Origin of the sequence: Catenovulum sediminis (assembly GCF_007289895.1) — a bacterium.
Classification (GTDB): domain Bacteria; phylum Pseudomonadota; class Gammaproteobacteria; order Enterobacterales; family Alteromonadaceae; genus Catenovulum; species Catenovulum sediminis.
In genome coordinates this window covers 678,401-693,140 of the sequence record NZ_CP041661.1, presented here as the reverse complement: position 1 = coordinate 693,140, position 14,740 = coordinate 678,401, and the positions used below count along the sequence as shown (strand labels likewise).

The window sequence follows — 14,740 nt, the reverse complement described above, 5'->3', positions numbered from 1 at the left end:
ATGTTAACTTTGTGTATTAGTTTCCGATTGTTGCCAATCTTCGTTATTTTACCTGTCTTTTCATTTGCTCAAGTACCGATGATGGTGAGAACAATTTTTGTTGTAGCCATCGCTTTGTGTTTGGCTACAGGCTATCGAGCAGATACGGAGCAGCCTGAGGTTGACCTTGTTTGGGCACTTGTCAATGAGTTTGCTATCGGTGCTGTATTAGCTTTAGGCTTCCATTTCGCATATGCGGCTGTTCATTTTATGGGGCACCTAATTGATGTGCAGATAGGTTTTGCTGCAGGCTCATTATTTGATCCTAACACTAACAGTGTGGCGACGCCTGTTGCGCAATTATTTTCTTTGATGCTTGCTGCTGTTTTCTTCTTGCTCAACGTACATTTAGAGCTAATAGAAAGTTTGCATCTGTTATTTGAATACGTGCCGCTATTTCAACCCTTTGTCTTGTCTGAACAATGGTACAAAATTTTAGGTCTTTTCTTCGTTACGAGTTTTGTATTTGCAAGTCCGGTCATTATTGGACTCTGGCTAATAGATTTATCGTTGGCATTTGTGAGCCGATCATTGCCTCAAGCTCAAATTTATTTTGTCGGTTTACCCGTCAAGATAGCGATGGGTGTACTATTGTTAATTGGGTTAAGTCGACCTGCCGTAGATGCTTTGCATAATATGTTGAGGTCGGTGATCCCTCAATGGACTAATTTACTTTCGGTATAAATCATGGAAGAGCAATTCGATAAAAGCGAACAGGCAACTCCCTATAAATTGCGTGAAGCTAAAAAGAAAGGACAAATCGCTAAAAGCCAAGAATTTCCTGCGTTTTTTAGTTTGCTAGCTATCGTAGTAGTTTTGTACGTATTTGGCTCTGAATTGGTCAGAACTTCTTTACGTTTGTTAGCTCTATGGATTGGTAATGCACATCAAATGGCTGAGAGCGATGCTATGCTCATGCACAATTTCTTTGGTATCACGGGGGCACTTTCATTTTTTTGGTTAATTGCCGTTGCCGCGAGTTTTATCGCCGTTGTCGCTATTTCTTTTGTGTACGGCGGGGTGGCTTTATCATTTTTCCCAATTAAACCTAATTTTTCAAAATTGAACCCTGCTAAAGGTTTTAAGAAGATTTTCTCAAAACGCTCTTTAGTTGAATTAGTTAAATTAATCGTAAAGCTAACTGTTTTTTCAACAGTTGTTTATCTCGTACTCAAGCCTTCTTATTTGACACTTCTATCCAATACACAAGCATCATTAAATCACGTGTTAGCGAGCTGGAATGACATCCTAGTTAAGTTAGTGGTTAGTTTATTGGTTGTGTTCGCAATTTTTGCGTTATTTGACCTTTGGTATAGTAAGTTTGAATTCGCCAAACAAATGCGAATGAGCAAAAGAGATGTTAAAGATGAGCATAAAAAACGTGAAGGTAATCCAGAAGTAAAAGCAAAAATTAAGAAAAACCAAAATGAGTTATTGGCGAAATTATCCAACATTCAAAATATCGGTGATGCAGATGTGATTATAACGAACCCAACGCATATCGCGGTTGCATTGAAATTTCGTCCTCAATCTATGGCTGTGCCAATTGTTTTAACAAAAGGGAGCGGCATGATTGCAAAAATAATATGTCGGCAAGCCAGAAAACATCAGGTTCCTATTTTAAGGAAGAAAATGCTAGCCCGAAAATTAAATAAATTGGTTAAGGTTGGTATGCCAATTAAAGATGATCAACAGCTCGAAGTCGCTAAAGTGTATAGCTGGGTTGTAACTATGTCCAATCACAAGGTATATAGCTAATGAATTCGTCTTTTAAATCTTTGTTTTCAGGCATAAACGACTTTTTATTAGTTGCAGGGATGATTGGCATCTTAATGGTACTGTTTACGCCCATCTCTTCAGCAACATTGGATTTTTTGTTGGTAATCAATTTTTCATTTGCTTTGTTGATATTACTGATTACTTTCTACACGGAAAAACCGCTTGAGTTTTCGACTTTTCCATCCTTGCTTCTGATGACTACGTTATTTCGACTCGCTCTAAATATAGCGGCCACACGTCTAATATTGAATGATGCGGATGCAGGAAAGGTTATCGGCTCAGTTGGAGAGCATGTTGTTGGCGGTAATTACGTTATTGGTTTGGTCGTATTTTTAATATTGATCGTTGTGCAATATGTTGTTATCACAAATGGTGCGCAGCGTGTAGCCGAAGTCGCAGCCCGATTTATATTAGATTCTATGCCGGGTAAACAGATGAGTATCGATGCTGATCTAAATATGGGACTTATCGATCAAGATGAAGCTAAAATGCGCAGAGCCCAGCTAGAAAAAGAAGCTAACTTTTATGGTGCCATGGATGGCGCTTCTAAATTTGTTAAAGGCGATGCAATTGCAGGTATCATTATTATACTGATTGATATCATCGGCGGTTTATCAATTGGTATAGTGCAAAATGGTATGCCTTGGGGGCAGGCGTTACACCAATATACGCTGTTAACGGTTGGGGATGGCATTGTTACACAAATACCGTCCCTTATAATAGCCGTTGCAACTGGTATTATAATTACACGTGCTGCAACAGACACTCGTCTGGCACAGGAAATAACTAGTCAGTTTTCAGCACATCCGAAAACATTAATAATAGTTGCATGTACTTTAGGCATCTTTATGTTATTGCCTGGCATTCCCGTTTTCCCTGTAGCGATAGTGGCTTGCGCTCTGCTTGGCATGTCATGGTTGATATTTAGAAACAATAAAGCTGAGGCGTTAACAAATAAGAAAACCAATGATAGCTTAGATTCAGATCCTTTGGATGTAGAGTTTAAATCCTTGATGCAAATAGCACCTTACGAACTGGTTGTATCGAAAAATATAGCAAAAGAGTACTTTACCGTAACCCAAGATATGGAAAATCGAATCGGTTTATTAAGGAAGCAAATTGCAAGTAAATTTGGCGTAATTGTACCTGCTCTAACCATCAATACCGACAATAAACTGAAAGATGGCCAATATCGTATTTGTATCCATGGTATTGATATGGGAAAAGGCGTTATTCGACCGGATAAATTATTGGCCATTAACGGTGGCGCCGCAAAAATTAAAATAGACGGTGAAGAAACCGTTGAGCCAACCTATGGTTTAGCGGCCCAATGGATTATGCGAGAGCAAAAGACTATTGCTCATTCAGCAGGGTATACTCTAGTAGAGCCCGAGATTGTGTTATCCACGCATATTCAAGAAATCACCAAAGCTAACTTAGATAAATTTTTGTCACGTAACGATGTAGAAAATTTGGTTGAAAGTAAGCGAGAGGATATTGGCTCGACTATCGATGAGCTTATTCCAGCAATATTATCTTATTCTGATATCCAAAATGTGTTAAAGGCGTTAGTCGTAGAGCGCGTTCCGGTTAAAAACCTAGGCCTCATATTAGAGATACTGGTCGATCATGGCCGCCATAACAAAGACATACAAATTCTGACTGAAAAAGTAAGGACAGGTCTGAGTACTCACATTTGCAACATGCTCGCAGACTCAAATGGTAAGTTGAACATGATTACTCTGGCACCTAGACTGGAACGGAAGTTTTTATCTGGACAAGCAAATAGCTCTACAGGTGATCTTTTACCGCAAGAGCTAGAACAATTTATCGCAAAAGTGGCAAAAGAATACGAAAAGCTATTGTCGCAAAATATCCAACCCGTTTTATTGTGCGCAGCACCTATTCGTAAATCAGTTAGAGACTTACTGGCTAGAGCTGTTCCGCAAATTAGCGTGATGTCCATCAACGAAGTGAGTCAGCAAATCGAGGTGCAAGCCGCATCCGTAATTGACTTGGATTTACAGTTACAAGGTAAACCAGCGTGAGTCAATTAATTAATGAGTTATCAAGTGTGATGCAGACTGAAATCAAAGCTATTGAGGTCACAGCACAGAACACTGCGAATGTGAATTCGATTGGCTATAAGACTCAGTTAGCTGATCTTCAGGTTACATCCGGTACCAATTTTTCTGATTTAATTTCAGGCGTTGAGCTCACCAAATCCACAGACCTAAAACAAGGAGGTGCAAAAGTTACCAGCAACTTGACTGATTTGGCATTGTTAACCCAAGGTTGGTTTGCGGTTAATAAAGACGGTGTTATCCATTTGACACGTAATGGCCAGTTTTCAATCAACGAGAGGGGAGTGCTGGTAACACAGGCTGGCGACCCTGTAATAACGTCTAGTGGTTATGCAACAGGATTAGATGCAAATTCGCTCGAAATATCGGTCAAGGGGCAAATCTTCTCTCAGGGGAAAATGGTCGATCAGTTCATTATTTACCAAACCAACACGAAAAAATTGTTCTCGGCTGGCGACGGTTTGTATACAAGCCAAGGTCAATTAAAGGAAGTAGAAAATTTCAAAATTTTACAAGGGGCGTTGGAAACCTCAAACGTGGATGTATCCGCTGAAATGCTCAGAGTGATAGAAAAAACAAGACACATAGAAACATTGCAAAGAGCGATGTCTACATACGACGAAATGCTCAAGACTGGAATAAATCAAATAGGAAAATAGTTGTGATTGAAGCGCTGCAAATTGCCCAAACAGGGTTAAAAGCCACACAAGAATGGCTAGATGTTATTTCAAATAATATCTCAAATATGCAAACTGCTGGTTTTAAAAAATCAGGTGTGACTTTTACTGACTTAGTTAAGGGCGGCCAAGAAATTAACCAAAAAGCATCTGTAACAGACAGTGAATCTACCGGACTGGGTACACAGTTAGATGCGACTTATACAAATTTCTCAGCAGGCTCTATTCAAGCAACGGGTCAGGCGTTAGATTTTGCAATTAGTGGTAACGGATTTTTAGAAGTGCAATTAGCAGATGGGCAATTTGCGTACACCCGCCTTGGCAAGTTGGCGTTTAATCAGGATGGTCGGCTAGTTACCGCATCTGGGTATCCGTTGAGTGATTCAATATATATACCACCGGATGTACAAAGTATCACTATTCTACCAAATGGCTCTGTCGAAATTAGAGTGCCAGGCAACCAAGATTCAATTGAGGTTGGACAATTAAACCTTGCTACTTTTAATGATCCACAAGCACTGACGTCGATGGGCCAAGGATTATATACCCTGGCAGAAGGATCGGAACTTCCAACTATCAAAAAGCCAGGTGAAGAAGGTGCCGGGAGTATTTTGCAGGGATTTGTTGAAGGTTCAAATGTCGATTTAGTTGAAGAAATGACGAGCCTAGTTTTAGCCCAACGTGCTTACCAACTAAATGCCAGATTAGTACAAGTAATGGATAGCATAATGGAAACAACCAACAATATTCGACGTTAAAAATGTTGTTATCAAGCTTATTAAGTCTTGCGTTAGGCACTGAATTTAATTGTGGACCCACTAACAGCGAACCACTTACTGGTTCAACCAAAATAGAGTGGCAAGCAAAGGTATGCAAACATTTTGCGTATCTCGGTGAAGAAGTGTCTATCGCAGTGATTAGCCAGCCTATCACTGTAAACAAACCTAATTCATCAAATCACTCAAAATTTGAGTTGGGTGCATTAATTTCGGGTCGAAGCAAGTTTAGTTGGCAAGACCAAGAAGGAAAATTAACACAAGCATGGCTGAAAATTAAGGTGCTAAAAGAAGTTTGGGTATTTGAGCAAGATCTGCCTCAACTGAGTATGCTGACTGAAGAAGTTGTTAAATTAAAGAAGTTAGACGTGGCTGCTTTGCTTCCAGAACCTCTCATTTTAACGAACACACTAAGTGAGCTTGTAACACGCAAAAATGTAAGAAAAGGACAAATTTTGACACAGGCGACAGTTGCTGTTAGCCCGAAGATATTTCCGCGGCAACAAATAACGATAGTACTTAAAAATAGGGGCTTAACGTTAGAAACACTAGGAACTTCTATTGATGCTGGGTGGGAAATTGGTGACAGCGTCAGAGCTTTAATTACAGATAGCAACAAGTCGATAAGTGGTTTGGTTGCTGCAGAAGGAATTATATATGTGCACTAGGTTAATTCAATCACTGTTGGTGATGGCATTATTTCAATCGGCGTCAGCAATGGCTATAGATGTCAACAATTATCGCGCACTGACCAGTGATGATAGAGCTTACAGAGTAGGTGAATCGCTGGTTATTTTGGTTGTTGAGTCTACTCGTGCTGAATCTTCAGCAGGCACGGGGGTGAGTAAGGGAGTTGGTATTTCTGCCGATGCTTCAGATAGTCACAATAACATAGGCTTAGCGCTTGGCTTATCTGGCTCAGGAGATGGCAATGGGCAGACTGTTCGCAAAGGAATGGCAACCACCCAAGTGAGTGCCGTTATTCAGAAGGTGTTACCCAACAAAATGGTTGAGATTGAAGCAAACCACAACCTAATTGTGAATGGTGAATCTCAAACAATTAAATTAACAGGTTTAGTTAGAGTTAGAGATATTGGCGAAAACAATACGCTAATGTCCAACCGAATTGCTAACGCTAAGATAGAAATCCAGGGTGTTGGTGACGTCAGTGATGCGCAAGAACAAAGTATTTTTTACAAGGTGTTTTCATGGTTAGGTATATTGTGATGTTTTTGCTGCTTGTTAGCAGCTTTTACTCACTTGCTATCGAAGGATATGGAGTCCGATTAAAGGATTTAGCGCGAGTTGAAGGCGAAAGGTCATTTGCACTTGTTGGTTATGGCATCGTGGTTGGTCTTGAAGGCAGTGGTGACAGTCCACGCAATCAAGCAACTTTACAATCATTATCCAATACGCTCAGAAGTTTTGGCCTAACAGTTGATAAAAGCCAAATTAGCAGCCGCAACGCGGCCGCTGTTATGGTGACAGCAGAAGTTCCTGCATTTACTGAAGAAGGTGATCGCGTTGATATTTTAGTCTCGTCATTGGGTGACGCGAGAAGTTTAAGTGGTGGTACTTTATTGCTGACACCTCTATATGGACCAGATGAAAAACTATATGCATTAGGTCAAGGTACCGTTATTGTTGGTGGTTATAAAGTCGAGGCTTTTGACGATTTGTCGCAAAAAAACCACACCACGGCGGGAACTGTTTCTCAAGGCGCAATTATCGAGCGCGCATCGCCTATCAACTCCGAATTATCTGATGAAATAAAGATCATATTACACGAGCGAGATTACACCACGGCCGAACGTGTAGTTCAAAGCATAAAAGCGCAATTAGGCGTGGAATGGGTGGACGCCGTCCATCCTGGAAAAATCCGTATCATCGTGCCATCCAATATTTCAGCAATGAAATTCATGGCGCAATTGGAACATGTCCGTGTAAACCCTGATGTAGATGCAAGAGTTGTGGTTAATGAACGAACGGGCACCATAGTTGCCGGTGGAAACGTATTAATTGGCGAAGTCAGTATATCCCATGGCAATTTACGCATTGAAATTGATACGAGTTATCAAGTTTCGCAGCCTCAGTTATTGTCACGACCGAGCAGTAGCATTCAGTCTGTGGTTGTAGCAGAGCCAGATATCAAAATTAAAGAAGATTACAATCGTTCGGTCCGTGTATCTGCTGGTACAAGTGTTGCGGACTTGGTTCAGTCGCTACAAAAAATAAATTTATCGACGCGTGACATCATTACCATTCTCCAATCAATTAAAGCAGCGGGTGCACTTCATGCACAGTTGGTAATTCAGTAAGGAAAAAAATATGGCTGATTATTCAATAGAGCAAGCGCAAGCGGCACTTGCTGTAAGGCAGATACAAGCCAAAATCGCAGCAGAAAATATTGCTACGATAAACAAGCCAGGTGCGATTGTACAAAACTTAAAATTTGAACAATTGATGCAAACCGTTTCGCAACACATAACATCAGGGAATGTCGATGAAGCTAAACATTTGCTAAAAAACTCGACTGAGTTAAAGGCATTCATTGGTCAGTCTATACAGACGTCAACAAATTTGGATTCTGAAGTGCTTGCACTGTCGGAAGCTCAAGGGCGGTACAAAGCTATTGCTAAAGTGCTAAACAGTAAACTCGGTCTAATGTCATTGGCCGTTTCAGGAGGGAATAAATAATGGAAATAGAAACGATTGGCTCTGTTGCTAAATCCGGTATGGCGTATGAAAGAGCAAGCATGGAACTCGCATCAAGGAAATTGGCATTGGCAAATGTTGCGTTTTCGAGTATTGCTGATGCACAAGCTGCCTTTACTCAACTACAAGCAAGTTCAAACACCTCGAATAGAGAAGTGGCTAATGCGGATATTAGAGTGAAACATGATCCATCACACCCAGCCGCCAACTCTGACGGTTATGTGTACTTTCTAAGCGTAGATCATGTTTCTGAAATGGCGAGATTAACCACAGCATTACGTGCGTATGAAGCAAATGTTAGGGCCTATAACACGTCAAGCGAAATGAACGCTGCTGCTTTGCAAATTGGTGGAGGTAACTAATGAACGAAATTCATGCAATTGAGCGCATTGGAGCAATGGACAAGTTAGAAACTATCGATATCACTCCTAGCTCGCAAGCCAACAGTGGTGTATTTACCAATTACATCAGCGTAGTTGATTCGGATATAAAAGCCGCTACAGATTTAATGACCGAATACTCACAAGGCAGCAATATTGCTGTTCACGATGTCATGCTAGCAATGGAAAAAGCTAAATTGTCGCTACAAACTACAATAGAAATTAGAAACAAGTTAGTGGAATCGTACAAAGAAATTACCAGCATGCAAATTTAGCAAGCGTTTAGTAAGAGAAGTAAACCGTGGAAAATTTAGTATCAGATTTACGTAAAAAGCCAATGCTGACAGCTTTAATAATTGGCTTAGCTGTCATGACTTGTGTTGCTATTTGGTGGCTATTGGTGCCTACATACCAATCGTTATTGCCAAGTGGACTGTCTGAAGCCAATAAGAATAAAGCACATGCTTTATTGATGGAGTGGAAAGTTGATTACCAAGTTGACCCAGAAACAGGAGAGATTTTAGTTCAGCAACAAAATTTAGCTGAATTGCGCCATAAGTTAGAAAGTGTTGGTGTAACTGAAAAACACAATGTTGGATGGGAATTATTTACCGACAGCGACTATGGACAATCCGAATTTTCTCAACAGATAAACTATCAAAGAGGTTTAGAAGGTGAAATTTCTAATACTTTACGTTCAATACATGGGATTAAAAGTGCAAGAGTGCATCTCACCTTAGCGAAAAAAACTTTATTTCAAAAAGTGACTCATCCATCCAAAGCATCGGTCGTTTTATCTCTCGAACAAGGCGTTGAGGTGACATCTAGTTGGGTGGCGAGCATTCAGGAGTTTGTAGCGGCTTCAGTATCTGAATTGTTTGCTGAACAGGTAATTGTATTAGATAGTTTAGGTAACAAATTAATTAAAACTGGCAAACTAAAGCAAGTTGAAAATATTTCTGAGCACAATCAGCAATTAGAGCGAAAGGTCAGCAAACTCGTATCTGGAATGATTGGCCACCATAATATTTCTGTTGTGGTGAGCACAGTCATTAACCTAGACAAACGCATTGCAAAACAAGAGCAATTTATTCCAAACAGCGCAACAGGAACAGTTGGATATATCAGTAAACGAAAAACAGAAGCAAAACAAGATGCATCAGCTACAACTGAAAATAACACGCCGCCAAAGATTGTCCGTTCAGATGAAGAATTCCTCTTCTCAAAAGAAATATCAGAGGTGGAGTATGCTGTTGGGCAAATTGAAAAAATCAATGTCGGAATTGTTATTGCTTCACCAATCGCAGCTGATGTTAAAGATAAAATTGTTGCCGTCGTTTCAAGTGGTTTGGGTTTATCGGTTGAAAGAGGTGACTCGATTGAAGTTGTCACTGGAATGAGTGCCGTCAACACAATAAATGAAAATAGTGCGGTATCTTTACCTGTACCAGACAACAAAAATATCAACAAAATTTCCGCTCCAGCACAAACGACGAACCAAGAATTTAACCTAGTTAAATGGTTGCCTTATGGAATTATTGCAGCGGTGCTCTTTATATTTTTCATTGTAGTGTTTAATAAACGGTCTCGTAAGAATCCGCAAGTGGGAACATCACTAAACGAAGATGAAAAACAACAGTTGTTGCTACAAGTACAAGAATGGTTAGCAGAAGAGGCCAAAACCATTGAAGCAAGTGGTCAAAAAGTATGATACGAACACTTGCATTGAAAATAGCCTGTTTAAATGAGCAGGATACAAATTGGTTAATGTCTCACTTAACGAGTGAGCAACAGCAAAAGCTCATGCCTTTGATTGGCGAAGCCAAAGAAATGGGGGTTGCACAAGATGCGAGTTTACGTCAACGATTGTTCGCCCTGTCTGATAGCAGCGTTAACCAAACATTGGGTAAGAAAATAAATTCGCTTGCACATATAAACAAGCTAGATGCTGTTTGGCAGTCATGCATGAGTGTAACTCCGCCACCAGAGCTTACTAGTCGGGCTTTATCTGAAATCCGCAAACAAGCGGAACAACATTTAGCAAAAATTACTTATCAGGAGCAAAAATGACAGTGTTAAAGCAGTCAAATCCTGCAACTGATACGGTGCTTTTACCCAGAGGCATGGCGATTGCAACAGCAAAACCAAGTGTTGCCTCATCTCCTTCAACGCCCGACTTAGAGGAGCTTAAGGTATTATTTAAACAAGAATTAGCAGAATTGCATGAACACGCAAGAGCAGAGGGGTTTAAGCAAGGGATAAAAGATGCTGAGAAATTAATTGCTGAGGAAACAGCTACAGTAACCGCCGAGCTTGAAAAAACGTATGAAGATAAGCACAACACACTTGTAAGTAACTTGGAGCGATCACTACAGGCGTTTGAGCTATCGACAGCCTCTTTGCAAAAAGCACAAGATTTATTCAAACAGAAGGTCGAGTCCTTTGAACTCGATCTTGAAGCTAATGTTGTAGAGTTAACCATTGGCATTATCGCCAAAATTATAGGTGATAGAGAGTTATCTCACACGCTTATTCAACAAACCATTCTTGAAAATATAGACACAGAAGGTGATAAGCCACTCGGTCGACTGCTGGTTTCTGCAAACCTTTACCAGCAGTTGTTGCAAATTGATAAGCAAAAATTAGCACAATTTGACGTTCAAATAAGTGATTCATTACATGACATGCAGTTTGAAGTTGTCAGTGGTAAATCCATTAAATCCGTCGATTTACTCAAGCGCTACGAGCAATGTGCATTGGCGTTAATAGAGCAATTTCAGCACAGGAATGAAGCTCGATGATTGCAGCATATAAACAAGCGGTTCGCAAAATTACATTTAATGAAGATTACGGCATGTTAACGGCTGTTTCTAGCTCATTACTTGAAGCAACTGGTTGCGAAGTCCGTTTGGGAGATATTGTTGAAATTGAACATGCGTTAAACAAACAAAAAAGCACAGCGGAAGTGATTGGATTAAAAGACGGGAAAATTCAACTCATTGCGGAAGGTCGATCTACTGGACTATGCCTTAACAGCAGAGTGAAGCCGTTAAATCGTGCGAGCGCTGTACGAGTTGGTTATGAAATGTTGGGGCGGGTGTTTGACGCAAATGCTAGACCGCTGGATGAATTGCCACCTCCAAGTAATACCGAATTCTGTGCTTTAGACAATACGGAAATCAATCCTTTGTCTAGAACACAAATTGACAGCGCTATGCAAACAAAAATAAAAGCAATTGATACTCTGCTGCCTTTAGGTAAAGGTCAAAAAATCGGTATATTTGCTGGTAGTGGTGTGGGTAAAACAACTTTGCTCAATATGCTAGTTAGCAATGCTGAAGCTGACATTGTTATTGTGGCTTTGGTCGGAGAGCGTGGCCGCGAAGTGGTCGAGTTTGTTGATCAAACCTTACATGGAAAAGCTCAAGCTAAAACAATAGTTTTTGCTGCTACGTCAGACCAACCTGCCACTATGCGTAAAAAAGTTGCGATAACTGCTACTACAACCGCTGAATGGTTTAGTAAACAAGGCAAAGATGTACTTTTGATTATGGACTCAGTTTCTCGTTTTGCTTACGCGCAGCGGGAGATAGGTGTAGCCGCAGGCGAACATATAGGCGCTCGTGGTTACCCTGCGTCGGTATTTAATGAGTTACCGGCTTTAATTGAGCGAGCGGGGGCTTTCAAAAAACGAGGATGTATAACTGCTATCTACACCATTTTGGTTGAAGGTGATGATATGAACGAGCCTGTGGCCGATCACATGCGCTCAATTCTCGATGGTCATATCGTACTTTCTCGTGAATTAGCTGCAGCAGGTCACTTTCCTTCTATTGATGTACTAAAAAGCGTCAGTCGATTAACAACTAAGTTGTTAGATGACAGGCAAGTTAAATTAACTCAATCGTTTCGAAAGACCTTGTCTGTGTATGAAAACGCCAAAGACCTAGTCGAAATGGGTGCTTATCAAAAAGGTAACGATAAATCGATAGATTTGGCATTGCAGTTGAAAGACGAGATGTTGCAATTTTTGCAACAAAACACCTCTGAAAAAATTGACACCCAACAAGCTTGGTCTGTGCTAACTAACATTTTGGATACAGCTAAATGAACGGTGCATTAGTACGGAAAAAGCAAAAACTGCAAACTCTACAGCGTATCCGAGGGGTAGAGTTGTTTGAATTGAAAAAAGCGCTAAATAAGCAAAATCAAGCTATGGCAGAGGCTCAGCGACACTACATAGAACAAAGCGAATTAATGTTGCAGTTAGAGCAAACTGATAGTTCGTATATTTATAAGTCTCCTCAGCTCCATAGTTCTTTTTCTCGCGAGCTTGATAAGCAGTATAAAGCTGTTGAATCAGCGAAACAAAAGCTCAATGCTAATCAAACTCAAGTAGATACGACTACCAAAAAGCTAGTATTAGCTTATGGAAAATCTGAGTTAGCTGAACAAAAGGCGAGTGAAGTAACCGCTGAACTGCATGATATTTATACACAACAGGAGATTAATTAATGGACTTAATTAATCAACTATTAAATCAGTCAAATAATTTCAAGCTGCTGGCTAAACAGAGTTCATCGAATATGGGAGACAGTTTAGCGTTTTTGCAACTTGTCAAAAATGGCGAAATTGAAGACAAGATAACTGAATTAAATAATAGACAAACAGAATCAGAAACAGCTCAAGAAAAATCTGACGTTGCTCGCTTAACCTTGTCTGCTGAGCATGCTTTGAAATCCAGCGCTGAAAATATAGAAATTAATCAATTCATAAATTCAGATGTTTTAGCTCCGGAAACTCAGCAACTAAGAGCGCGCTACGCCGTTTCAGTTTATGAGCAGCCGCAACTTGATTTTGTCCACGTGCATTCCAGTGAATCACAAACGCTTAAAGATAATTTCACGCCGTTATTAACGACAGCCACATATGAAGAGAGCGAAGGGCGTTATTTCCAGCGTGTTCTGCCGTTTGAAGTATATGAGTTTAGTAGCCTTATTGTTGAAAATGAATTACCCAATCGAGTTGAAAAAGTTACCGTTGAGCCTTCTAAGGTAGAAGATTTGTGGAGATCACTTACTTCTATCAATGAATCAATCTTGTTGTTGCCTGCAAATACACTAGTAAATGCAAATCAAAGCAATTTGCACGCGGCTCTTGAACATATCACCACACATCCTTCACAAACAACGCACCAGGATTTAGAGGTCGAATTTGAGCCGTTAATTACACAGGTAGATCAAGTAGATTTGCTACTTGCGGAAACAGTTTTTTTAAATCCACAGGTTACATTTTCTGATGTTATGAAGCCCATCTCTTTGCAAGCTAGCTCCACGCAGTCTAGTGAGAGTGTTTTGTTTAAATTTACTTCTTTCGCGCTTGGTAAGCTCTCTTATTTGTCGGCAAATAGTTTGGATAAAGTTCAGTTCAATATTGGGCAAATGATATCTACCCAACCCAATTTACCTCAAAAATTAACCACTGAGTCTGTAGCCTTGTATTTAAATCACCGCCAGGCCTTGGTAGGTGGAGAAACTGAATCGAATCCAATACTCAGTCAAATTGTTAAAACAAACAAAACGATTCAGGTCGCTCAGTTGGATTCTGTAACTTTAGCTAATTTTGATGCCAAAACAGCTTACAGTTATGAAATCTTGCAGAGAAACCTATCTTTTTACAATACATCGGAATCCGAAGTAGCCATTGTATTAAGAGACTATAAGTTGTCTGAAAAAGATCTCGTAAAACTACAACAAGAAATAATTCAAATGTTCGAATTTCTCGGTAAACAAGTCGTGTCTTTCACCATAAATGGTCAGGCAAAACCTGTTTATTCAGCACTATCAAGAGGTAATCAAAATGCAGGTTGATGCAATAGGTAGTACGGTTGGTTCAACGTCCAGTGAGTCGGTCAACTCTATTGATTTGGAAGGGTTCTTAAAACTATTTATTACCCAGTTGACTTACCAAGACCCGTTAGAGCCAACAAAAAATGAAGACTTTTTAGCACAAATGGCTCAATTTGCCGCACTCGATCAGCAGCGACAAGTTAACGAAGGTGTATCTGGTTTAGCGACTATCAGTTCAAGCCAGCAATCATTGAGTTTATTGGGTAAGAGCATTGCTGTTAACACTAGTGTTGGCAATGTTTCCGGGGAAGTTACTGCTATTCGCTATACCACAGATGGTGCAGAGCTAACCATCAGGCAAGCTGACGGAAACTTTATTCCAAGTATAAAAATGTCACAAATTACATTAATCCAAGAACAATCAGATAATTAAGGAAAATC

Annotated in this window: 18 protein-coding genes; all 18 read left to right on the top strand. The window is 40.1% G+C overall.

Features of this window, described 5'->3' with window-relative positions; genetic code table 11:
• Genes FNT16_RS20045 through FNT16_RS19960 form a run of 18 tightly spaced genes read left to right on the top strand, consistent with a single transcriptional unit; the run spans window position 1 to window position 14,732 of the window.
• The gene (locus FNT16_RS20045; RefSeq protein WP_143873808.1) at window positions 1-723 is read left to right on the top strand and encodes a flagellar biosynthetic protein FliR; all 723 of its coding nucleotides are present in this window, start codon (window positions 1-3) and stop codon (window positions 721-723) included.
• A 3-nt stretch (window positions 724-726) separates the two neighbouring features.
• Window positions 727-1,797, top strand: coding sequence for an EscU/YscU/HrcU family type III secretion system export apparatus switch protein (locus FNT16_RS20040; RefSeq protein WP_143873806.1), 1,071 nt, complete (start codon window positions 727-729; stop codon window positions 1,795-1,797).
• Window positions 1,797-3,866 (top strand): flagellar biosynthesis protein FlhA, encoded by a 2,070-nt coding sequence (locus FNT16_RS20035; RefSeq protein ID WP_143873804.1) that lies wholly within the window; start codon window positions 1,797-1,799, stop codon window positions 3,864-3,866. The genes FNT16_RS20040 and FNT16_RS20035 overlap by 1 nt, the downstream gene beginning before the upstream one ends.
• A complete protein-coding gene (locus FNT16_RS20030; RefSeq protein ID WP_143873802.1) occupies window positions 3,863-4,561 on the top strand; it encodes a flagellar hook-basal body complex protein in 699 nt (232 codons plus the stop codon). Before FNT16_RS20035 ends, FNT16_RS20030 begins: the two co-directional genes overlap by 4 nt.
• Before the next feature lie 2 nt (window positions 4,562-4,563).
• Window positions 4,564-5,337, top strand: a complete 774-nt coding sequence (locus FNT16_RS20025; RefSeq protein ID WP_143873047.1) for a flagellar hook-basal body protein — start codon at window positions 4,564-4,566, stop codon at window positions 5,335-5,337.
• Between the two features lie 2 nt (window positions 5,338-5,339).
• Window positions 5,340-6,023 (top strand): flagellar basal body P-ring formation chaperone FlgA, encoded by a 684-nt coding sequence (flgA, locus tag FNT16_RS20020; protein WP_143873046.1) that lies wholly within the window; start codon window positions 5,340-5,342, stop codon window positions 6,021-6,023.
• Window positions 6,013-6,582 carry a flagellar basal body L-ring protein FlgH gene (locus tag FNT16_RS20015; RefSeq protein WP_143873044.1) on the top strand — a complete coding sequence of 190 codons (570 nt, stop codon included), beginning with the start codon at window positions 6,013-6,015 and terminating at the stop codon, window positions 6,580-6,582. The genes flgA and FNT16_RS20015 overlap by 11 nt, the downstream gene beginning before the upstream one ends.
• Window positions 6,564-7,673 (top strand): flagellar basal body P-ring protein FlgI, encoded by a 1,110-nt coding sequence (locus FNT16_RS20010; RefSeq protein ID WP_143873042.1) that lies wholly within the window; start codon window positions 6,564-6,566, stop codon window positions 7,671-7,673. Before FNT16_RS20015 ends, FNT16_RS20010 begins: the two co-directional genes overlap by 19 nt.
• A 10-nt stretch (window positions 7,674-7,683) precedes the next feature.
• Window positions 7,684-8,052: a hypothetical protein gene (locus tag FNT16_RS20005; RefSeq protein WP_143873040.1), complete on the top strand. Its 369-nt coding sequence runs from the start codon at window positions 7,684-7,686 to the stop codon at window positions 8,050-8,052.
• Window positions 8,052-8,432, top strand: a complete 381-nt coding sequence (locus FNT16_RS20000) for a flagellar basal body rod protein FlgC (protein ID WP_143873038.1) — start codon at window positions 8,052-8,054, stop codon at window positions 8,430-8,432. Before FNT16_RS20005 ends, FNT16_RS20000 begins: the two co-directional genes overlap by 1 nt.
• Window positions 8,432-8,725: a flagellar hook-basal body complex protein FliE gene (gene fliE, locus FNT16_RS19995; protein WP_185976782.1), complete on the top strand. Its 294-nt coding sequence runs from the start codon at window positions 8,432-8,434 to the stop codon at window positions 8,723-8,725. The genes FNT16_RS20000 and fliE overlap by 1 nt, the downstream gene beginning before the upstream one ends.
• Before the next feature lie 26 nt (window positions 8,726-8,751).
• On the top strand, window positions 8,752-10,161 hold the full coding sequence (locus FNT16_RS19990) for a flagellar M-ring protein FliF C-terminal domain-containing protein (RefSeq protein WP_143873036.1): 1,410 nt from the start codon (window positions 8,752-8,754) through the stop codon (window positions 10,159-10,161).
• Window positions 10,158-10,520 carry a hypothetical protein gene (locus FNT16_RS19985; RefSeq protein WP_143873034.1) on the top strand — a complete coding sequence of 121 codons (363 nt, stop codon included), beginning with the start codon at window positions 10,158-10,160 and terminating at the stop codon, window positions 10,518-10,520. Before FNT16_RS19990 ends, FNT16_RS19985 begins: the two co-directional genes overlap by 4 nt.
• Entirely contained in the window at window positions 10,517-11,251 is a 735-nt protein-coding gene (locus tag FNT16_RS19980; RefSeq protein ID WP_143873032.1) for a FliH/SctL family protein, read from the top strand. The genes FNT16_RS19985 and FNT16_RS19980 overlap by 4 nt, the downstream gene beginning before the upstream one ends.
• Window positions 11,248-12,561: a FliI/YscN family ATPase gene (locus tag FNT16_RS19975; protein ID WP_143873030.1), complete on the top strand. Its 1,314-nt coding sequence runs from the start codon at window positions 11,248-11,250 to the stop codon at window positions 12,559-12,561. Before FNT16_RS19980 ends, FNT16_RS19975 begins: the two co-directional genes overlap by 4 nt.
• Window positions 12,558-12,965, top strand: coding sequence for a hypothetical protein (locus tag FNT16_RS19970; protein ID WP_143873028.1), 408 nt, complete (start codon window positions 12,558-12,560; stop codon window positions 12,963-12,965). The genes FNT16_RS19975 and FNT16_RS19970 overlap by 4 nt, the downstream gene beginning before the upstream one ends.
• Window positions 12,965-14,320 (top strand): hypothetical protein, encoded by a 1,356-nt coding sequence (locus tag FNT16_RS19965; protein ID WP_143873026.1) that lies wholly within the window; start codon window positions 12,965-12,967, stop codon window positions 14,318-14,320. The genes FNT16_RS19970 and FNT16_RS19965 overlap by 1 nt, the downstream gene beginning before the upstream one ends.
• The gene (locus tag FNT16_RS19960) at window positions 14,310-14,732 is read left to right on the top strand and encodes a flagellar hook assembly protein FlgD (RefSeq protein ID WP_185976781.1); all 423 of its coding nucleotides are present in this window, start codon (window positions 14,310-14,312) and stop codon (window positions 14,730-14,732) included. Before FNT16_RS19965 ends, FNT16_RS19960 begins: the two co-directional genes overlap by 11 nt.
• Window positions 14,733-14,740: the final 8 nt, after the last annotated feature.